Annotated in this window: 11 protein-coding genes; 5 read left to right on the top strand and 6 right to left on the bottom strand. The window is 39.0% G+C overall.

Annotated features, from left to right (window positions below):
- The first annotated feature begins 19 nt into the window (after nucleotides 1–19).
- Nucleotides 20–2,350 (top strand): beta-galactosidase, encoded by a 2,331-nt coding sequence (locus tag DUT70_RS18525; RefSeq protein WP_113648867.1) that lies wholly within the window; start codon nucleotides 20–22, stop codon nucleotides 2,348–2,350.
- A 213-nt stretch (nucleotides 2,351–2,563) separates the two neighbouring features.
- Here the strand turns inward: DUT70_RS18525 and DUT70_RS18520 are convergent, their stop codons facing one another.
- The 5 genes from DUT70_RS18520 to DUT70_RS18500 all read right to left on the bottom strand — a co-directional run bounded on the left by DUT70_RS18520 (nucleotide 2,564) and on the right by DUT70_RS18500 (nucleotide 10,270).
- Nucleotides 2,564–4,579 (bottom strand): DUF2264 domain-containing protein, encoded by a 2,016-nt coding sequence (locus tag DUT70_RS18520; RefSeq protein WP_113648866.1) that lies wholly within the window; start codon nucleotides 4,577–4,579, stop codon nucleotides 2,564–2,566.
- Nucleotides 4,580–4,640: 61 nt separating this feature from the next.
- Complete coding sequence (locus tag DUT70_RS18515; protein WP_113648865.1) at nucleotides 4,641–6,341, bottom strand: sodium:solute symporter family transporter; 1,701 nt, start codon at nucleotides 6,339–6,341, stop codon at nucleotides 4,641–4,643.
- A gap of 11 nt (nucleotides 6,342–6,352) precedes the next feature.
- Nucleotides 6,353–7,855 (bottom strand): L-arabinose isomerase, encoded by a 1,503-nt coding sequence (araA, locus tag DUT70_RS18510; RefSeq protein ID WP_113648864.1) that lies wholly within the window; start codon nucleotides 7,853–7,855, stop codon nucleotides 6,353–6,355.
- Between the two features lie 32 nt (nucleotides 7,856–7,887).
- Nucleotides 7,888–8,589: an L-ribulose-5-phosphate 4-epimerase gene (locus tag DUT70_RS18505; RefSeq protein WP_113648863.1), complete on the bottom strand. Its 702-nt coding sequence runs from the start codon at nucleotides 8,587–8,589 to the stop codon at nucleotides 7,888–7,890.
- Nucleotides 8,567–10,270, bottom strand: coding sequence for a ribulokinase (locus DUT70_RS18500; RefSeq protein ID WP_113648862.1), 1,704 nt, complete (start codon nucleotides 10,268–10,270; stop codon nucleotides 8,567–8,569). The genes DUT70_RS18505 and DUT70_RS18500 overlap by 23 nt, the downstream gene beginning before the upstream one ends.
- Before the next feature lie 507 nt (nucleotides 10,271–10,777).
- On the opposite strand from DUT70_RS18500, the gene DUT70_RS18495 reads away from it, so the two are divergent.
- The 3 genes from DUT70_RS18495 to DUT70_RS18485 all read left to right on the top strand — a co-directional run bounded on the left by DUT70_RS18495 (nucleotide 10,778) and on the right by DUT70_RS18485 (nucleotide 20,725).
- The gene (locus DUT70_RS18495) at nucleotides 10,778–14,044 is read left to right on the top strand and encodes a SusC/RagA family TonB-linked outer membrane protein (RefSeq protein WP_113648861.1); all 3,267 of its coding nucleotides are present in this window, start codon (nucleotides 10,778–10,780) and stop codon (nucleotides 14,042–14,044) included.
- A gap of 10 nt (nucleotides 14,045–14,054) precedes the next feature.
- Nucleotides 14,055–16,067 (top strand): RagB/SusD family nutrient uptake outer membrane protein, encoded by a 2,013-nt coding sequence (locus tag DUT70_RS18490; protein WP_240432191.1) that lies wholly within the window; start codon nucleotides 14,055–14,057, stop codon nucleotides 16,065–16,067.
- 224 nt (nucleotides 16,068–16,291) lie between these two features.
- Nucleotides 16,292–20,725, top strand: coding sequence for a glycosyl hydrolase (locus DUT70_RS18485; RefSeq protein WP_113648859.1), 4,434 nt, complete (start codon nucleotides 16,292–16,294; stop codon nucleotides 20,723–20,725).
- A 121-nt stretch (nucleotides 20,726–20,846) separates the two neighbouring features.
- On the opposite strand, the gene DUT70_RS18480 is transcribed toward DUT70_RS18485, so the two are convergent.
- Nucleotides 20,847–21,563: an NUDIX hydrolase gene (locus DUT70_RS18480; protein WP_113648858.1), complete on the bottom strand. Its 717-nt coding sequence runs from the start codon at nucleotides 21,561–21,563 to the stop codon at nucleotides 20,847–20,849.
- A 182-nt stretch (nucleotides 21,564–21,745) separates the two neighbouring features.
- On the opposite strand from DUT70_RS18480, the gene DUT70_RS18475 reads away from it, so the two are divergent.
- Nucleotides 21,746–22,915, top strand: a complete 1,170-nt coding sequence (locus DUT70_RS18475; protein WP_113648857.1) for an aldose epimerase family protein — start codon at nucleotides 21,746–21,748, stop codon at nucleotides 22,913–22,915.
- Nucleotides 22,916–23,032: the final 117 nt, after the last annotated feature.

Raw genomic sequence — 23,032 nt, 5'->3', positions numbered from 1 at the left:
ATTTCTAAAAGCGCAATATATGAGGTTGAATAAAAAAAACTTTCTAGTACCAGTAGCTATCTTATTACTTTTTGGGTGTTTTTCTGTCAAAGCACAAATTGATAAGCAGCATACTTTTAAAATAAGCGGAAATCAATTTCTTCTGGATGGTAAGAACTTTCAAATCATCAGCGGCGAAATGCACTACGCTCGGATACCGAAGCCTTATTGGCGTCATCGGTTAAAAATGGCGAAGGCAATGGGTTTAAATGCCATTTGTACTTATATGTTCTGGAATGCCCATGAGCCGCAACCAGGTAAATACAACTTTAGTGATAATTTAGATATTTCTGAATTCTGCAGAATTGCGCAAGAGGAAGGGCTTTGGGTAATTATCAGGCCAGGGCCTTATACTTGTGCCGAATGGGACTTGGGAGGCTTGCCAGCTTGGTTATTGAAAACCAAAGGCGTGGTATTAAGAAGCTCTGATCCTAATTATATGCCGCAAACGCTTACCTTCTTGAAAAGAGCTGTGGAGGAATTCCGTCCAAACCTGATAACAAAAGGTGGAAATGTGTTGATGGTACAGGTAGAAAATGAATATGGCGTTTATGCAGGAGATAAAAAATATGTAGCTGCCATTAGAGATGCGCTTTTGGAAGCTAAAGTAGATGTCCCACTTTTTCATTGCGATTGGGCAGGCAAAAACTATTACGATAATGCGCATGTTGAAGGAGTAATGCCTTCTATTAATTTTGGTGGAGAGGCAGAAAAGAATTTTGCCATTTTTGAGAAATATGCACCTAATGTGCCCAAATTCAATTCAGAATTTTGGACAGGATGGTTTGATTATTGGGGTGGTAAACATGAGGTTCATTCTGTGGAAGAAAAACTGTCAGATTTTAAATGGATGGTAAATAATGGTATTTCTGTGAATCTATACATGTTCCATGGTGGTACTACCAATGGCTTTTTCCCAGGAGCTAACGGTAGTAATACTTATTATACGCCGTATACCACTAGTTATGATTATGATGCGCCTTTAAGTGAAGATGGTGTGCCAAATGACAAATTTTTTGCTTTTCAAAAGGTAATTAAGGATAAGTTTCCTGAACTTAAATTGCCGCCACTTCCAGAGCCATTACCTAAAATAACGATTCCAGAGTTTGAGCTAAAACCTGTTGCTTCGTTAGTGGCCAATTTGCCAAAGCCTCAAGTTTTTGAGAAGCCACAAACAATGGAAAGCTTGGGTCAAAATTCTGGATATATTCTGTATAGCAGTCAAATAGAAGGGCGTTTGCAAGGAAATTTGACCATAAAAAGAGTAATGGATAGGGCCACGATTTATATTGATAAGAAGAAGGTGGGCTTACTAGATAGAAGATTGAATCAGTTTTCTATTCCCATTAATGTGAAGGAAGAAGGTAAGCATACTTTGGAAATTTTAGTGGAGCATCAAGCTCGTGTTAATTTTGGCAATGCGATAGATCACGAACGTAAAGGAATTACTGAAGGCGTATGGTTAAACGGTAAGGAAATTTTGGGCTGGTCTCATTATTCATTGCCGTTAAATAATATTGATGGTTTCAAATCTTCTTCTCGCCAAGCTGGATACCCGCACCTTTATCGAGCAACTTTTAAATTAGATCAAGTAGGCGATACTTATTTGGACACTAGAAAAGTAGGTAAGGGCTTGTTGTGGGTTAATGGCAGGCACATTGGCCGTTATTGGTTTATAGGGCCACAACAAACTATTTTTGTACCAGGTTGCTGGTTGAAGAAAGGTGAAAACGAGATCAAGGTTTTAGAAATGGAAGACTTCCCAACACTTAAATTGAAAGGTATTAAAAATCACATCTGGGAAACGAAGATAGATTCTACCTTGTTGCACAGCAAACCAGGCAATAAACTACAATTAGTTACAAAAAATAAAGTACTTACAGGTACCTTGAACAACACCGAAGGATGGCAGGAAGTTAACTTTGAAAAAACTCACCAAGGTCGCTACATCTGTTTAGAAAGTCTTTCGGCCTATGGTGATGTGCCATTTACCACCATTGCAGAACTGAGGATTAAAAATAGCGAAGGAAAAGAAATTCCAAGAGAAGAGTACTCTATCTTTTTTGCCGATAGTGAAGAGCTGGGAGAAGGAAATGGTTTGGCAACCTTAATGGTAGATAATCAACCAACTACTTTTTGGCAAACAGCTTGGAGTAGAAACGCTAAAGCTCAACCTCACCAAGTAGTTATCGATTTAGGAAAAGAACAGGTGATCTCGGGGTTTAAGTACTTGCCCCGTATGAGGGAAAGTAAAGGGAGAGTGAAGGATTTTAATTTCTATATTTCCAAACAGCCGTTTATGATTAAGTAATTGGAATAATGCATTTAATTGGCGTCACCACGAATACGTAGACGGTAGCTACGAACCAATTTATTTCAGGTTTGTTAAGCAATTACCGAACATGTCGCGTTAACTCAGTTAAATAATGATAATGGATTTCGATTTGGTATGTTTACAAAGAAAAACGTCAAGTACTATAAATACTTGACGTTTTTTATGGCTATTGATTTTAAAATTAAGTGGCTAATTAAAATTAATGGTTTTGGTGGTTCCATCTTGAAACATCACTTCAACATTGTTTTTATCGTCTGTTATTTTTACGCTTTTTACTGGTTGAAGCTCTTTGTTGGTGAAGTCTTTTTTGCCTTTCTTCCACAATTGCAGAGTGACGAAGATTTCTTCCTCAGAAACATTGCTTTTTGCACTAATAAGGCTACTTTTTTCACTAACAGGATGCAAATTTTCAGTGTCTACGAAATCCATTTTATCCCAGCCATTTAGCGAAATCATGGCCAAATGATATTCGCCATTACTAATGAGATAAGCGTTTCCTCCTTTTGTTTTTTTAACCTTCTTTACGATTTTCTGATCTAAAAGGGGCAAAGCGTAATGTCCTAAGGTCAAATCTGTTCTTACAGGAGAAACTACTTTGTCTACTCTTAAAATACCGTTGGGCAAAGGGATATCTGCCAACTTTAATTTAATGTCACTGTTTGTTTCTAGTTCGGCATTTCTTCTGTAAATTCCATTTTCAAAACCTATAAAAGTATATAGGCGCAGCACTTCCCATTCTTTCTTTCCATTAAAAACACCATAATTCATGGAGATTTCTCCATTTTTGCCATCTGCCATCCAAGGTAAATTGGTATTGTAGGCAAGTTTGTTATAATTCTCTGTGCTGCGGAATTTCTGCCAATCTTTGGCCATGGTTTCGTGGCACCACGAGCGTATTTCGGAAGCACCGCTGTTGGGATAATTGGTGATCAACAGATTTGAGCCAGGTTGGAATTTGTTATAAACATGGTCTTTTTTGAGTTCATTGTCCCAAGCACCGTTATTTTCTTTAGCGGTCCAAAATATGTTGTCTGCGGGTAACTGTAACGCCAAAAAAGCTTTTCCTAGCCAATATACACTTCCCCTGCAGCTGTAAACTTGTACTGCGGGTTCAAACGCTCCATAGAAACCCAAGGTAGGCACATGGTCTTCCATAAACGATGGATTTTCGAGAAATTGTAACATACTGCTAGAGGCAATTCTTCTCATCCATCCATAATTTACCTTGTTGGGGTCATTCAGGTAGCCAGTTAATGCTAGGGGAGCTACCGCACCAAAGCGATAGGCAATACTACGTCCCCACATGTTCATTTGACCTTGCTCATTAAAGGTGTAAGGATAATTTTGGGCCATTTCAGACAAATTATCCATGAATTTTTTAGCGTAGGTAGGATAGTATTTGTTGCCGTAAAGCTGCGACCATAGTGGCCCGTACATTTGGAAGGCCCACATGCTGTAATAATCGTAGGCTGGAGAGTCATTGTACCAGCCATATCCACGATAGGCTTCTATGATTTTATCCAAGTAACCAAGCATCAGCTGCTCATTAACCTTGTAGCCTTTTTCTTTGAAGAAACTCAAGACAAACACATTGAAAAATCTCCAATTGGAGCCTATAGTTGGCCCATCGCCGTAGCTGAGCATGGTTGCTGCCAACGCATCTTTCTGTTCTTCAGTTAACGGATCCCAAAGTATTTCTGGTGCAACAGATAAGGATATGGCCAATGCGCCAAACTCCACTAAAATTTGACTTGGTCCGCCGTTGCCACGAGGTTTGATATAACTTGGACTGTTGGGATTAATTAGGTTTAAAAGATTGTGCCGGTAATAATCTGCTACTTTAATATGGTTGAGCACCAAATTAGGTTTTTCACGTAGTAAAGGAGCTGCTACAAATAAGGTGCGGCAAAATCCTTCTAGCTTTTCAGTGGGAAGCTGATCTTCTTTTTTAGGATAGGTTTTCTCATGTTGTTTCGGAAACTTCATGGCATCATCCATCGTATGGATATAACTAAAAGCTCCGTTAAGCAGGTACTCAGCCGCATCTACCCAATGCTGGCGTGTAACGCCCGTTAATGGGCTAACCTGATAGTTAGGTTTTTTAATTTTGAAGATGCTATCTGTTTTTTCCGATGCCCTTAAGATAGCGGACGAGAAAATGACTAGCCATAGCATATAAAGTGCTTTCAAGTTTATTCTTTTCATCTTTTTCGATTTTACTAGTCAAGCATCATGATCTAACTATCAGGTTACTAAAATGAGATGTTTACCAGAATTTAACGTATAGCATGGTAATTAATAAAAGCGTGATCACGATTAAGCTCATGGTCACTTTATCCACCTTAAACATCGACCTTTCTAATACAAATGCTTTAGGATTAATTTTTGGGCCAAATAAACTGATAGAAATCATGGTTAACATGGTGAAGCCAAAAGAAAGTCCCATACAAATCAAGAAAGGAATTTCGTAACCACCTTTACCGTTAGGGAAAGCAGTATAAAGTAAGGTTTCATTACCAAACCAAGCTGGTGCATAGTTGTTAAATACTACGGATAATACAAAACCTGTAATTAAACCAGCGATAGCTGCGGGACCAGTCGTTCTTTTCCAGAACATCCCTAAAATAAACATGGCAAAAACTCCAGGGCTAATAAAGCCTGTGTATTTTTGGATAAAAGTAAAGCCACCCTCGCCACCAATGCCAAGTAAGTCTTCCCACGTCAATAAAATAGAAAATACAATAGCCGCTAAAATGGTGAGTTTTCCTGTGAGTACCAGTTTTTTCTCTCCAGCTGATTTATTGATGTACTTTTTGTAGATATCAAGGGTGAAAATGGTAGAAATACTATTTGCTTTTCCGGCTAATGACGCCACAATAGCTGCCGTTAATGCTGCTAGTGAAAGTCCTTTTAAACCCGTTGGAAGAAAGCCTAATACCGCTGAATAAGCATTGTCCGCATTGAAATTTCCCCCTGGAGCCATTTCTTGCTGTAACGAACCATTCTTATGCAATACGTATGCTGCAATACCTGGTAACATCACAATGATTGGCATTCCTAATTTTAAGATGCCTGCAAATAAGATCCCCTTACGAGCGGTTTTCAAATCTGCACCTAAAGCTCGTTGAGTGATGTATTGATTACAACCCCAATAGTTAAGGTTAACGATCCATTGTCCAGCAAAATACATGGCAATTCCAGGCAGCATCAAATATTTGTTGATATCCGCTTGCGAGGCATTTGGGCCAGGTTTATCGAGGATCATTTTAAAGTGGTCTGGCGCATCTGTCATCATCATTTTAAAGCCCGCTAAAACATCTTTTCCTAAGCCAAATTTTTCACTTACCATGGTTAGTGCAATGTAAGTAGTGGCAAGTCCACCAATAATTAATACCAGCACTTGGATCACGTCGGTAAAGCCAATTACTTTCATCCCTCCTAAGGTGATTAAGAGTGCAAATACCGCAAGGGCAATCATAATCAGGTGAAAATTCCCACCTCCAGCAAGGTTGCTGATGGCTAAAGCGCCTAAGTAAAGGATAGAAGTGAGGTTGACAAAAATGTATAGAAACAACCAAAAGATGGCCATAATTAAACTTACCGTTTCGTTATAACGGGTTTGCAAAAACTGTGGCATCGTAAAGATTTTGTTTTTCAGGTAAACTGGAATGAACCAGACGGCCACAATAATAAGTGCAATGGCAGCTACCCATTCGTATGCTGCTACTGCAATGCCCACTACAAAACCATTACCGCTCATGCCAATAAATTGTTCGGCAGAGATGTTTGATGCAATGAGCGAGGCACCTATTGCCCACCATGTCAAAGACCCTTCGGCAAGAAAGAAATCATGACTTCCAGAAGCACCTTTGTTTTTTTTACGGCTATAAATCCAATAGCCATAGCCCGATACCAAAATGAAGTAGACGATAAATACAATGATATCTGTTGTTGAGAAATTTCCCATAGTTTGTTGGTTTATCTGGTTTGTAGTTGATAAAAAGTGTCGTTCCAATGCAGTTCATTTCTAAACTGTTCTAATTTCGTTTCGGCACCAATGTTTATATATTCTATTCCTGCAATATTAGCAAAATCTAGAAAATGTGCAGTAGTAAGACATTGACTATATACCGTATGGTGTGCGCCACCAGCATAAATCCATGCAGCACAGCCTGTTTTCATATCGGGCAAAGGTTTCCATAGTACTCTAGCTACAGGCAATTTTGGAAGATCATGTGGTGCTTCAACTGCTTCAACTTCGTTCACAATTAGCCTAAAGCGATTGCCCATATCAATTACGGATGCATTTAGAGCCGCACCACCATTCACATTAAATACTAAACGAGCTGGGTCAGCCTTTCCACCAATACCTAAAGGATGTACTTCTAATTTTGGTTTTTCATTGGCTAAAGCGGCATCAACTTCAAGCATGTGCGAGCCCAATACCATTGAATTTGCGGGGTCAAAGTGATAGGTATAATCTTCCATAAATGCACTCGTGCCCTCGAGACCAACGCCCATTACCTTGCTTGCACGTACTAGTGCGGCAGTTTTCCAATCGCCTTCGCCTGCAAAGCCGTAGCCATCCGCCATTAGTCGTTGAACGGCTAAACCTGGTAGTTGAACCATTCCATGTAGGTCTTCGAAAGTATCGGAGAAACCTTTAAAGCCACCATCTTCCAGAAACTTACGAAGGCCCAATTCAATTTTAGCCGCTTCAAATACCGATAGATGCTTTTTACCGCCAGCTTTTAAACTGGCATCCATCTCGTAAGTTTCTTCGTAGATTTTTACCAATTCATTAACGGTTTGATCTGGGATAGCATTAATCACTGTTACTAAATCTCCTATGGCATAAGTGTTTACTGAGAAACCGAATTGCTTTTCGGCTTCTACTTTATCACCATCGGTTACGGCAACAAAGCGCATATTGTCTCCAAATCTTACGAATTTAGCACCTTGCCAATCATGCCAACCAGCTGCGGCACGGGCCCAAACATCTATTTGGTTAAGAGCCTCCTCATCTTGCCAGTGACCAACCACCACTTTACGGTTTTTACGCAATCTGCTTACCATGAAACCAAATTCGCGATCACCATGTGCGCTTTGGTTTAAATTCATAAAATCCATATCAATGGTATCCCAAGGAAGATCACGATTAAACTGGGTGTGTAAGTGTAATAGCGGTTTTTGTAGGATACTTAATCCTCTAATCCACATTTTAGCAGGAGAAAAGGTGTGCATCCAAGTGATGATACCGATACAGTTTGGTGCTACATTGGCCTGTTGTAGCGTTTCGAAAATTTCGTCAGTGGTTTTTACAATTGGTTTATACACTACTGTAACAGAAACTTGTTTGGCATTATTGATGCCATCGGCTACAATTTGAGCATGCTTACTCACTTGCTTAAGCGTTTCCTCGCCATATAGATTTTGACTTCCGGTGATAAACCAGACTTCAAGATTTTTTAAGTTGATCATTAGTTTATATTGGTTAATTATTTATTTAGATTTTAAGATTGGCCGTAGTAGGAATCGGGGCCGTGTTTGCGTTCGAAATGTTTTTGGATCAAGGCTTGCTTTAAGCGAGGTGTCATTGGATTAATTTGTCTGGTGAGCAATGCCATTTCCGCCACTGATTCCAGCACTGCACTATTGTAAACCGCTTTGGCGGCAGTTTTTCCCCAAGTAAATGGAGCGTGGTTTCCCACTAATATCATTTCCACTTCCTTATAGCTTAATTTTAGCGAGTTGAAATGATCAATGATTTGAAAGCCAGTTTCATACTCGTAGTTTCCTTTAATCATTTTATCATCCATTGGTGGCGCACACGGAATGTCAACGGTTAGATGATCTGCGTGGGTGGTGCCAAAAATAGGAACAGCGCATTGTGCCTGGGCCCAAGCAGTGGCATGGGTAGAATGGGTATGTACAATTCCGCCAATATCTTCCCAATTTTTGTATAAAACAGCATGTGTTTTCGTGTCGGAAGATGGTCTTAAACTCCCCTCCACAGTATTGCCGTCAAAATCTACAATCACCATGGCATCAGGGCTAAGTTCTGGATAAGGAACACCACTTGGCTTAATGGCAAAAACACCTTCTTTTCTATCAACGGCACTTACATTACCAAAGGTGAATAGTACTAAATTCAGCTCAGGAAGCTGCATATTTGCCTGATAAGCTTCCTCTTTAATATGTTGATACTTGCTCATATTCGTTGACTTTAAGTGAGTGTTCTGTAAATCGGCCTAATGCTTTATATCTTAAATATTGCTTACGATAGAGGTTTTGCTTATCGATATTTGACGTGTAAATTTTTTCAAAACCAGTTCCCATGGCTTTTACAGCATCTTCTACAGAGGCATAAATACCCGCTGCAACTGCAGCAAACATGGCAGCTCCTAAAGCGCAGGTTTGTTCCGATCTTTGTATCCTGATGGGCATTTCTAAAACATCAGCCATCATTTGCATGATGTAAGGAGATTTTTTGGCTACGCCGCCAATGCCAATAATACCTTTTACGGGCACACCTTCCTCTTCAAAACGTTCTACAATACTTTTAGCACCAAAACACGTTGCCTCTGCCAGAGCTCTAAAAATACGAGGCGCATCAGAAGCTAAGCTGAGTCCCGCAATGCTTGCCTTCAATTCTTGATTGGCATCTGGAGTACGTCGACCATTTAGCCAATCCACGGCAATTTCTATACTTTCTGAATCTGATAATTGACTTGCTTGGGTACTTAACTCCTTGATAAGATGGTCTTCTATTTCATGTTTAAGTGCAATAGCCGTTTCCGTATTGATCAATGTAGAATTTTGTAATTGCTGTAGCGGCCAGCTTAACAAGCTTTTAAACCAAGCGTATACATCTCCAAAGGCCGATTGGCCAGCTTCAAGACCTAACATTCCTGGGATGACGGACCCATTAACTTGACCGCAAATTCCTTTGATGGTTCTATTGTTGATATCCTCTGTGGGAGCAATTAAAATATCGCAAGTGCTGGTTCCCATAATTTTGCAGAGATGATAAGGCTCAATTTGGCCTCCTACTGCGCCCATGTGTGCATCAAATGCACCTACGCCTATCACTACGTCTTTGGGCAGGCCTAATCGCTCTGCCCACGCTGTACTAATTTGCCCAGCAGCTTTATCAGAGGTATAAGTTTCGTGAAATAAGTTGTTGGTAAAGCCGCTTAATAGCGGGTCTATTCCTGAAAAGAAATCATTGGGAGGCAAGCCGCCAAATTCTTCTGACCATAAGGCCTTATGCCCAGCTGCACATCTGCTTCTCTTGATTTTTTTTGCATCAGATCCACCAGTTAACAGAAAAGGAATCCAGTCGCAATGCTCTACCCATGAAAAACAAGCGCTTTTCACTTTTTCATCGTTTCTAAGAATGTGTAGTAATTTGGCCCAAAACCATTCAGAAGAATAGATTCCACCTACGTTTTGCAAATAGTTCACCTCAGCATTTGCTGCATGAGCATTAATTTCTGCAGCCTCTTTTACAGCCGTATGATCTTTCCACAATACAAACATGGCATTGGGATTGTCTTCAAAATCTGTGGTCAGCGCTAGTGGTGTGCCATTCTTGTCAACTGCCACAGGGGTAGAACCTGTGGTGTCTATAGAAATTCCTTTGATGTCTTTTGCAATAGCTAAGTGATCAACTTTAGCGAGACACGCTTTAATAGATTCTTCTAGCCCTTCTATATAATCCAGTGGGTGTTGTCTGAATTGATTTAATGAAGGGTTGCAGAATAAACCTTGTTTCCATCTTTTGTAATAATGCACTGCCGACGAAATTTCTTTTCCGTTAGCTGCATCTACGATGATGGAACGCACTGAGTCTGAACCGTAGTCGATACCGATTACATATTTGGTTATGTTCATATAATTTTAAATGTCTAAATAACGTTTATTTTTTTTCAAAATGAAAAGTTTTTATAAAAAACTAAAAAAGTTGAAGTTTTGGAATGTCAAAAGTAGCCGATAGGGGAGAGCGATAATTAGTTAATAACGAAGAGTAGAACTAAAGATCTCTTTCTATACTGTGTTAAAGAATAAAGTGCTTGATCGCCTTGTCTTTATGTCATTTAGTTGTGTCAATATAGTGTTATGTTAACTTTAAGTGAAAGTTTTATAAAAAATTAATTATCTGATAATTAGTTGTTTATTGATTATAAACGTTAAAAGGACGTTTATAATTTGGTGTTAATTTATCTTTTTCTAACTTAGTACTAACAATGCCTTAGTGGCGATGTAATAACCGAGTATTTATCTGAATCTTTCGTGAATGAACAATTAACCTTTTCAATAAAAGGGAAGATCTAGTCGGCTCGGACTTATAAACGTCAAACAAACATTTATTGATTAACCATTTATAAACCAATTCAAATTATGAACAGAAATTTTACGCAAGTACGATTAGTGTTCTTGATCTTTCTTCTGCTAGTAGGGATAGGACTAGAGGAAGGGATGGCTCAAGATGCCACTCGTGTAATTAGTGGTACCGTTAAAGATGCATCAACAGGTGCAACTTTGCCTGGTGTCGCGGTAAAACTGAAAAACTCTACTAATGGCATCAGTACAGATGCGGAAGGTAAATTTGCCTTGAAAGTACCCGCTACTGGTATTTTGGAGATTTCCTCTATCGGTTACGAAAAGCAGGAAGTTACCCTGACCTCAGCAACAGTATATAATGTATCACTTAAAGAGAGCGCACAAAACCTTAACGATGTGGTGGTGGTAGGTTATGGTAGTATGAGGAAAAAAGATCTTACGGGCTCTATTGTGCAAATTATACCAGATAAAATAGCTAACGAAAATCCAAAAACAGTACAAGACATTTTACGTGGTACTCCTGGTTTAAGCGTAGGTTATGATCCTTCAGCAAAAGGAGGAGGTTCTATGCAATTGCGTGGACAGCGTTCTGTATATACAGGTGGAGGGCATAATGATCCTTTAATTGTATTGGATGGCATGATCTTTTATGGGGAACTTTCTGAGGTTAATCCTGATGATATCGGACAAATTGATGTATTGAAAGATGCTTCTGCGGCTGCGATATATGGTTCTAGAGCTGCAAGTGGCGTAATTATCATCACTACCAAAAAAGGTAAACAAGGTAAGCCTGTAGTTAATATTAGTTCAAACATAGGAACTACGGTAAAGAGCGAATATAGAGAAGTTTTTGGACCAGACGAGTATATGAAATATCGTGAAGACTGGTATAAAAAAGATACTTATGGTATTAACCCTGCTACAGGTAATTATGAAGCATATAGGTCGGCTGCTACGGTAGCTAAGCCTGGTTTATACGACAATCCAGCCAATATTGGGAAGTACGGAATTACGTTAGCGCAATGGAGAGCCTATACCACTAATGTCGCTGGCGAATCTGATGCTAGTATTTATGCGAAACGTTTAACCTTAAATGAAGGCGGTATTTTAAATGATTATTTAGCTGGAAGAACTTTTGACTGGTATGACCATACTTTCCGTACTGGTCTTAATAGAGATTATAATGCTAGCGTTTCGGGAGCGAGTGATAATATGAATTATTATATGTCTATGGGCTACCTTGAGAATGAAGGAGCGGTAAACTATAATAATTATAAAGCCATTCGTTCTAATTTAAAATTAGAAGGAAAAGTAAATAAATGGCTGGAAATAGGTGCAAATGTGAATTTTCAAAACCGCAGCGACGGCGATTTAACACCTGGTTTGGGTTTAAACTATTGGGATGCTAACCAAATCCGTAACTCGCCCTTTAGTCGTTATAAAGATGATAATGGTAATTTAGTGCAATTCCCAATGAGTGACGGTAGTATCAAAAGAGGGGTAAATTACGATTTTGATAGACAGTATTTAGAGTTGGAGAGAGGTTATAATGTGTTAAATACGATCTTCAATGCGAAAGTGAAGTTACCTTTCAATATCACTTATTCATTTAATGCTTCTCCTCGTTTCCAATGGTTCTACAATCGTTATTTTATGTCTGCTGCTTTGCCAGAATCTTTGCCAGTTAACCGTGGGGTTGATCGTGAGACTTCCAAAAGTTTAGATTGGAACTTAAATAATACTTTGAACTGGGAGCATACTTTCGGCACCAAGCACCGCTTAAATGTAACTTTGGTTCAAGAGGCAGAAGAACGTAGATATTGGCAAGAAAGAATAGAAGCAAGAAACATTTTGCCTTCTGACGCCTTGGGTTTCCATAATGTTGCCAACGGAACAAGAGCAAATAATAACATTTCTAGTTACGATAGTCGCCAAACTGCTAATGGTTTGTTAGCAAGGGTTTTCTATTCTTACGATGATCGCTATATGATCACGGCTTCTATGCGTCGTGATGGTTATTCTGCATTTGGTCAAAACAATCCTTACGCAAATTTCCCAGCGGTAGCCTTAGCTTGGAATTTTACCAATGAAAAATTCTTTAACTGGAAGCCAATGTCTTTTGGTAAGTTACGTGTTTCTTATGGCGAAAATGGTAACAGGTCTTTATCAGATCCCTATGTGATGTTGTCTAATTTAGGCTCTGGTTTAGGGCAAACCATGGGTTATATTGTAGGTAGTGGTATGGAGGAAGTGAAGTACTTGTTGGTAGATAGATTAGCCAATCCTAACTTAGAATGGGAGAAAACAGCTTCGTTAAATTTAGGCCTTGATTTTGGTTTCTTTAACGATCGCATTACTGGTACTTTTGAGTATTATTCGATGAAGACACATGACATGATCATGTTTCAACGTCTTCCAGGATTTACTGGATTTGGTAATATCATCACTAATCTTGGAGAAGTACAAAATAGAGGGTTTGATTTTTCAATCAGTACCTTGAATATGAAGAAAAATAACTTCGAATGGAGAACAAGTTTGACCTTTTCTTATAACCAAAACAAAATCTTACATATTTACAACGAATACGAAAATGTGTTAGATGCAGCTGGAAATGTAATAGGACGTAAAGAGGTAAATGATCCTGTTAATAACTGGTTTATTGGCAAACCGATTAGTCAAATATGGAGCCACCGTGTAACTGGAATTTGGCAAGCTAATGAAGCTACCGAAGCTGCAAGATACAATCAACGTCCTGGTGATCCTAAAGTTCAAAACAGTTACACTGCTAACGATATCAAAAATGCAGATGGTAGCACAACACCCGTTTACGATGATAATGATAAACAATTCTTAGGACAAACAGCGCCACCAATCAATTGGCAGTTAAGAAATGATTTTACGTTTTTCAAAAACTTCAGCCTAGGCATCAACATCTACTCCTACATGGGTCACAAAAGTTTAGATGGCAATTACCTTAACCAAGATAACGGAGGTTCTCTAATTACCTATGCCTATAACACCTTTGCAAAGGAATATTGGACTCCAGAAAACCCAACCAATAAATATGCAAGATTGGATGCTAGGGCTCCTGCCAACGCAAGTGCAAGCAAGTTATATAACCGCTCATTTATACGTTTAGAGAATATCTCTTTTGGTTACACCATGCCAGCTAAACTCACTAATAAATGGGATATCCAAAAAGTGAAAGTCTTTGGCTCTGTGCGTAATGTAGCTACATGGCAAAAAGACTGGGAATATGGTGATCCAGAAACAGGAGGTTTAGCGACCCGTTTATTCTCACTTGGTTTAAATGTAACCCTATAAAAAAATGGCTATGAACTTACTTAAATATAAAAGCAAAAAAACTTTATCAATACTTACGCTATCAGTTTCTATAGGTAGTTTAATGTTTATGGGAGGGTGCAAGAAAGCTTTCCTTAAACCAGATCCACTTTCCATATTTGAACCAGAAGCTACATTTAGCACTGAATCTGGTTTAAAGGCCGCTTTGGCTATTAGCGATAGGCATTTACGCTCTTACTGGACCAATACTTCTTCTAACACCAACTCGGTAGTTATAGGAACAGAATATATGTTTTCTGACCTGGCAGTTTATGGGAAATCTGACGTGGATGGTAATAGTGTGAATTTTAATTTCGCCGACGGTTTGCAGCCTAATGGTGGTGCAGGAGGTCCAGGTGGTAATGATGGTAACTATATCAATCATTACTGGGACGAAACTTACAGTGGTATCAAATATGCCAATACAATTATTTCTTACGTAGATAAGGTAACTACATTAAGCGATGCGGTTAAAAATGCCTATAAAGGCAGGGCTTATTTCCATAGGGCTTTCCGTTATTTTGGACTAGTTTTTCAATATGGAGATGTGCCATTGGTGACCAAATTACTGGAAGTGCCTAAGCAAAACTATAAAAGCACTAAAAAGGCAGCCATCTTAGAAATGATTACCAAAGATATGGAATTTGCTGTACAATGGGTGCCCGAGCAAAAAGACATGACCAGTATTGGTATGGTAAACAAGGGAGCCTGTAGAATGTTATTGATCAAATGCTATTTGGCAACTGGTCAGTATCAAAAAGCAAAAGACCAAGCAGATATCTTGATTAATCAATCTGGTTACGCTTTGATGAAAAATAACTTCGGAACTTTTTATCCTGGAGCTCAACCTTCAACTTGGACCATTACCAGAAATGTCATTTGGGATTTACATCGTCCAGAGAATAAGTTGATTTCTGCGAACACAGAAGTTATCATGGGGATGCCTAACCGTGGTGTTGAGTCTAATATTGCCTTTGCTACCATGCGTATTTTTAGTCCTCTTTATAATTCAGGTAATTTAAAAACTCCGTCTGGCGGAAATGCGATGGATCTTTATGCTCGTAACAATGCCAACTATCGTGCTGACTTAGATTATGGTAGAGCCTTAGGACGTGGTATTGGTACTATTCGTCCGACAGGTTTTGCTCAAAATGAATTATGGGTAGTAAATGGCGTGCAAGATGCTACGGATCTTAGACATAGCACAAGCTCAGGTAACTGGGTGAAAATGGAAAACCTGAAATATTCAACCGCAGGATCTCCTAATCGCGGACAGAATGTTACTTTATACCATCCAACTACCAATGCGATTTTATGTACAGATACAATTCGTAGTTATTATCAATGGCCTCATTACAAGCTTTACATTACCGATGTAGAGCAGGAAGCTAACTTAGGTAGCAATGCGTACCAAGGAGCAAGTAAGGGAAGTATTGGAGATTGGTATTTATATCGCTTGGCCGAAGCCTATTTGTTAAGAGCAGAAGCTAAATTTTATTTAGGCGAAACAAGTGCAGCTGCAGATGATGTAAATGAAGTAAGAAAGAGAGCAAATTGTACTCGCTTATATACCAATGTAACTATCGGTGATATTATGGACGAGCGTGCTAGGGAGCTGTATTTAGAGGAATGGCGTCATATGGAATTAAGTAGGGTTTCTTATTGTTTAGCATTAAGTGGTAAACCAGATGAGTGGGGAAATATCTACAACGTAAATACTTACGACAAATCTCAAGGTACTGATTTAGGTGGCGGTAGTTACTGGTATAAACGTGTGGTAAATTTAGGTAAGATGTATAACAGAGGTGGCGTAATTTCAAATGCCAGAACCCTAAATTATAAAATAGATAAGAGAAACTTATATTGGCCAATTCCCAATTCAGCTATTACGGCAAATAAAAAAGGTCAGCTTTCTCAAAATTTTGGCTACACAGGTTATAACGCTGGTGTTTCCGTATGGTCTACTTGGCAAGAAGCTGTTGCCGATGAAGACAAAACAGAATAACAATACTTTAGCGCACTCATTTGTATAAAAGTTACATTCAAATTTTAACCAGTTTCCGTTTGGTAGCGGAAACTGGTTTATCTCAACACCTGTCTTATGAACCAAGGATATGTAACTAAAAATCTAAACCCAATTAAATAAGCAATAGCGTATGAAGTTGGTATCAACCAAGTAAACCTAAGTACACACTGTACTGATTTATTAACCTTTTAATCTCAAAACTAATGAAAAGAAATTTACTCTTCTTTTTACTGGCTTTGCTATGCCTTGTGCATTTGAATTTGGTGGCGCAGGTACCTAACCTGCCAGTCAAAGCAACGCTCAGTACACAGTTGAATGGGCAAAAAACATTCAGTAATCCCTCTCAAAGGGATATTTTAGCACTTCCTTTTAGTCCCGTTGGCGATTATTCGTTGGAAGTAAAGGCTAAAGTAAATACGCTAATAGGTCGAGGATTGGATGTCGATACTCGATCATCTGGCGGGATGGGCTTCAGGACGTCGTTGGATGCTAGCGGCCTAAATTTTACGTCACCTCTTAGTACGCCCTTGAGTTTAAGCACTTCGAATAATGCCGAAGAGCAAACATTGAGGTATGCAGTAAAAGGAAACACTGTACATATTTATCAAAACGGAGCTCACATTGCTTCAAAAGCATTAGTTACCTCCAAAGATATCAATGACAGTAATATAGAAGTAGATGCACCAGTTTCAAAAGGCCCTAACTTGATCACCAACTGGTCTAATACCACAGGTTTACCTACAGCCATAGGTTGGGGAGGCGTAGGGGGAACGGTTCCCTGGAATACTACCAATAGCGGAAGCGGCGTGCGGTTTTTAGATGTAAATGCTACTGTAAATAGACATACTTACAACGGTGCTACCTATAATGGAAGGATATTATTTATACGTTGGGATGGTAATGGCTATAATAACGCTGTTTATTCATATCCAGTAACACTTGAAGCAAATAAAACCTATGATTTCTCCTTGCTATTTGCTTTTTGGGCTAATTCGCAAAACAACGTTAGGAATATCACTATTGGAGTGAGCAAGAAAAATGATGGGACAGATATCATCAGCTCAAAAACTTTATATCCAACGGCTACCCAAGGCGAATTGAATAAAGGGAACCTCTCTTTTACGGCGGCAGAAGCAGGACAATATTATTTAACTTTCAAAGGTGCATGGGGACTATACTCTGTTGCTGATTTTTCTTTGAACACGGTGACCATCACTCCACAATTGCTGATAGGTAAAAATTACCTAAATGGTGCCGTAGATATGGAAATAACCTCTGTGTTTTATGAAGATGGCGCATATGCTCCTTCAGCTTACACTCCAAATACCAGAAAAACCGTGCAGCTTACAGGTAATGTAGTGAATTTGCCAGTAAGTTTCGATACTGATTTTGTGGTGCCTGGAAAGACAGATGTTCATTTTACAGGAGACCCAACACCAATGCTCAATTCATCCATTGCATTAAATTCAAACGATGCTTGGTTGTTTCTAGATCATGTTAAGCCTTCTGTGGTAATAAGCGATTGGTTGGGTAAAATCACCATCAATGGGGCACCCATAATAAATAATGTAAATGCAAGAATTTCTATTTATAAGGATGGCTCTGTAATTATTCCAAACGGCAATTTAACCGACCAGTCAGCACTTCAAGTATTCTCTGACGCCAGTTTAGGAGGAACTTCCAAAACATTGGCTGTACAAACTTATCATAATAATTTGGCCGAGTTTGATAATACCATTAAATCATTCAAACTCAAAAGAGGCTATATGGCTACGGTAGCAAACAACCCTGATGGCACAGGATATAGCCGAGTATTTATTGCCAATGACGAAGACCTAGTGGTGAATACATTACCTGCCGAGCTTAACGCCAAGATTTCTTTTATCAGGGTGTTTAGATGGGATTGGGTAAGTAAAAAAGGAAAAGCAGGGTGGTCGCCAGCTAAGTTAAATGCCACTTGGTACTACGACTGGAACATTGCAGGTGCTTCGGCTAGTGATTATAAATATGAGGCCATTAGGCAAAATGCGGGTTGGCCTTCCTGGGAGAGTATCAATACTAAAAGTGATGTTACCCATCTATTAGGTTTTAATGAACCTGATCAGGCAGACCAATCAAATATGACAGTTGAGGAGGCCATTCGCCAGTGGCCAGATATGATGAAATCTGGCTTACGTATTGGTTCGCCAGCACCAGCGGCACATACTAGAGATTGGTTGCCAAACTTTATGAAAAAGGCCGACTCGTTAAACTATCGTGTAGACTTTATCGCCATTCATGCCTATTGGGGCGGTAAATCTCCTGCTTCTTGGTATAGTGACCTTAAAGCAATTTATGATAAATATAAAAGGCCAATTTGGATTACCGAATGGAACAATGGTGCCAATTGGACTACAGAGACTTGGCCAACAGATCAGGCTGCTCAATTTCAAAAGCAGTATGAAGATATTAAGGGGATATTGAATGTATTGGATACTGCTTCCTTTGTAGAACGATATGCCATTTATGATTGGGTGCAAGACAAGAGGGCTATGGTGTTGGCAGATACACTTACGCTGGCTGGTAAATATTATGCCGCCAACAAATCTGATATTGCTTTTAACCCACAAAAGGCATTTTTACATACTTGGAAGTTATCTGCGCCTTATATCTACAGTGCCATTAAGGCCGATAATTTTGCGAAGGTAGTGTTGAAGTGGAATGATATCAATGGGGAACTAGGGAGTAAGTATGTTTTGGAACGGAAGATAGACGGCATGGACGCTAACTTTATCCCTATACAGGAATTTACGAGTTATGCGGCCAGTGGGCAGATGACCTACGAAGATGATGTTTTCAATAAGGCATCCTACCGATTGGCGGCCTATGATAAAGACGGACTGAACCTAGTATACTCTGTAGTACACGACGTGATAAGAGATGTGGTTCCTCAAGCACCAACGCCATTCAGTGGAGAGATCATTTCTTCTTCAAAATTGAAATTGACATGGACAGCCAGTACAGTAGCAAGATCGTATAACTTAAAACGTTCGCTAAATGCCGCGGGACCATTTACTGCTATTGCCCCAAATACTACGTTGCTTACCTATCTAGATGAAAATTTAGATCCTAATACAGACTATTACTACATAGTCACTTCGTTAAACTCTGCAGGAGAAAGTACGCCATCCGTTACTGTACATTTAAAAACACCGGCATTAGTAGTGCCAACAGGCGTTGAAAATTTGCGCATCGCTTCAGGGGATACCAAGGCTACGTTAACCTGGGATTTTCAGTATGATACCAAATACGATATTTTGCGCTCTTCAACGGTTAATGGAACTTATACCACTATAGCCACTGACGTAGATGCCGTGAGATATGAAGATACAGGTAGAGCTAACGGAACGACTTACTATTACAAAGTAGTAGCGCATAACAGTGCGGGAAGAAGTCCTGAATCTGCAGTGCTAAATGCTGAGCCAGTTTTAGGTCAACATTTACATATTGCTTTTGACGAAAATACTGGAATCAAAACCTATGATATTTGGGGTGGCTATCATGGAACGTTAAGCAATTCACCTACTTGGACAGCAGGTAAAGATGGTGGTTCTTCAGCCATTGCGCTGGTAAAATCAGCAAGTTCTTATGTGCAGTTGCCTCAAGGGATAGTGAGTACTTTAAACGATTTCACTATTGCTACATGGGTAAAACTTCCAGCCAACCAAGGCACCAATACACGTATTTTTGATTTTGGATCAGGTACTGGCACTTTCATGGTACTGATTCCAAGGCAAAGTGCAACGACAATGAGGTATAAGATTACTTGCCCCGCAGGAACCTACCAGCAAGATATTTCCTATGTATTGCCGTTAGATCAATGGTTGCACGTCGCAGTTTCACAACAAGGTACGCAGTTGAAGGTTTACGTAAACGGGCAGCTGATATTTACAGAGAATAGCGCTACCGTAAAACCTTCGGATATGGGCTTTACCACCCAAAATTATTTGGGTAGGTCACAATGGCCGTCTGACCCTTACAGTGACCATATGTATGATGATTTTAGGATTTATAACAATGCACTTTCTTTGCAGGATATACAGACCTTAGCAAATGCCACAGTGTTACCCGTTGAGCTGAATAGCTTCAAGGCCAAAAAGCAAAGCAGTACAGAAGTGCTTTTACAATGGGAAACCTTATCTGAAAAAAATAGCCGTAGTTTCGTGGTAGAAAGAAGTGCAGATGGTACTCATTTCCTTGCTATCGGAGAAGTATTGGCCAAAGGTAATGCCAGTACATTGAATAGCTACTCATTTGTAGATAAGCGACCTCTAAGCGGATATAACTATTACCGTTTAAAACAAGTAGATTTAAATAATGATTTTGACCACTCGAAAATTGAAGTCGTGAAAAATGATCTTAACGAGCTCAACATCTCAATTTTCCCTAACCCAGCCTCTAGCTATGTACAAGTATCTGGATTGGAAGCCAACAAAACTCATTCTTATATTCTGTTGAATGTATTGGGACAAAAGATGGCGAGCGGTAAAATATCGAATGGAAAAATTGATTTGCCAACTTTGCCAAAAGCAGTTTATACCTTACAAGTTTTAGAAGAAAGTAGGAATATGATTAACCATAAGTTAATCATAAGATGATAAAATGAAACCAGCCTTTTACATAAGTAGAAGGTTGATTTTATACTTTTAATTTCTCAAAGAGCAAAGGCCCATTTCAAAAGAATGGGCCTTTGCTCTTTGCTTTAAAAGCCAAATTGACTTATAGGATGAAATTCTCAGGGTTTGGAATGAAATTGATAAACGACTGGAATTTGGCTCTGTACTTATTCATATCAAGCTCATAGTAAAACGCACCTCTTTTCGAACTTGATTTGTCTTTTTCTGCCAGTTTAATTAATAGCCCAGTTGAATTTACCTTTCTGATGAAGTTTCTGTTGTCGATTTTGGCATTATAAACCTGCTCGTACAAATTTTGTAACTGAGGAATGGTAAACTTTTTAGGCAGTAGTTCAAATAATATGGGATGAAAAGCGGCTTTATACCGGATACGTCTTTTGGCCTTTTCTACCATTTCGTCGTGATCGAAAATCAACTTGGGAGCCTCCTGTACCAAAAACCACTCGGCGTGGTGGGTGTCACTGATCTGTTCCCTATATTTATTGATGTCTATCAGTGCAAAATAAGCAACGGATATAGTTCGTTCCATAGGGTCCCTTTGCGGATCACCAAAAGATTTCAGTTGCTCAAGGTATACTTTCTTTAAACCAGTACTGTTAAATAAGATTCTTTCGGCGGCACCATACAAATTTTCATTGGGTTCAATAAATCCTCCCATTAAACTCCATTGATCTTTTTGTGGCTCCATTGCCCTTTTAATCAAGAGAATTTTTAATTGCTCGCCATCATAACCAAAAATAATACAGTCTACAGCTACAAGAATGCGTTTCTGGTTTTGATATTTATTGAGTGCTGTCATAAAAGTTAGATAAGGTAAGCTAGTTGGTGTTACATGCTATATATAAAACCAAATTTGAAGATAATACTTTAAAAATTAATAAAAATCTAAATTGAGCAAAATGTTGCTAAAAAAAATGTTGATTTGACGTTTAATTTTTTTTTCTTAGTTTAGTTCTAACGGAAATCAACCAAATACATCAAATGATCAAACCAACCTTAAACTATTTGGCAGCGCTATGTCTGCTTTTTTCTTGTACAGCTAATCAAAAAGAAGAGAAAACCGATTTAGAAAATAAATCGCAAGAAGTACAGCTTGATACTTCGGCATATTTGGCAAAGGTACAAGGAAAAGAAACGAAGTTATTTCAGCTCACTAATAAAAATGGTGCAAAATTATATGTGACCAATTATGGAGCTAGGGTAGTGGCACTAATCGTACCCAATAGAGCTGGTGAGTTTACCGATGTCGTTTTGGGTTATGACAGTCTTAAATCATTCCAGAAGAAGGGCGAGCCATTTTTTGGAGCAATTATTGGGAGGTATGGCAATCGCATTGCGAAAGGCAAATTTAGTCTCGCTGGAAAAAGTTATCAGTTACAATTAAACGATGGCGTAAACACGTTGCATGGCGGAACAGATGGTTTTTATGCCAAAGTTTGGGAAGCTAAGCAATTGGATCAACAGCAAATCGAAATGAGCTATCTTTCTAAAGACGGAGAAGCGGGATATCCAGGCAATGTGAACGTTAAGGTTGTATATACTTTAGCAGATGACAATAGTTTGAAGATAGATTACTCGGCAACAACAGATAAAGAAACCATCTTAAACCTAACCAACCATGCTTATTTCAATCTTAATGGCGAGGGTAATGGAACCATTCTTGATCACGAACTGACCATAGCAGCAGACGGATATACGCCAGTAGATAAAACCTTAATCCCAACAGGTAAAATTGAGCCTGTTAAAGGAACGCCTTTTGATTTTACTACGGCAAAAGTGATCGGCAAAGATATTGAAGCTGCAAATGAGCAGTTAAAAAGTGGAAAGGGATACGACCACAATTTTGTATTGAACAAAAATGATGGTAGCAGCCCTGTGGCCATCGTTAAAAGTCCTAAAACTGGTATTGTGATGGAAGTTTATACCACTGAACCAGGCCTCCAATTTTATAGTGGGAACTTCCTGACAGGTGTCGATAAAGATGGAAAAGGTGGAAAATCTTACCCTTTTAGATCTGCTTTTTGCTTGGAAACCCAACATTTTCCCGATTCTCCAAATCAGCCTAATTTTCCGTCAACGGTTTTAAAACCTGGGCAAACTTACAGTACAAGTACTACCTATAAATTCGAGGTGGACAAAACTAAGGACTAAAATACCCCATCATGATAGGCAATAGCTTTTTCCAGTAGCAACTTTAATGCGCTGGTAAAGCTATTTGTTTTTTGCAACATTCCTATGGCATAAATTAATCATTATTAATAATTGTTG

The sequence above is a fragment of the Pedobacter chitinilyticus genome (assembly GCF_003313385.1).
Taxonomy (GTDB): Bacteria; Bacteroidota; Bacteroidia; order Sphingobacteriales; family Sphingobacteriaceae; genus Pedobacter; species Pedobacter chitinilyticus.
Note: the sequence above shows the minus strand (reverse complement) of the source record. Positions and strands in the feature narration are given on the sequence as shown.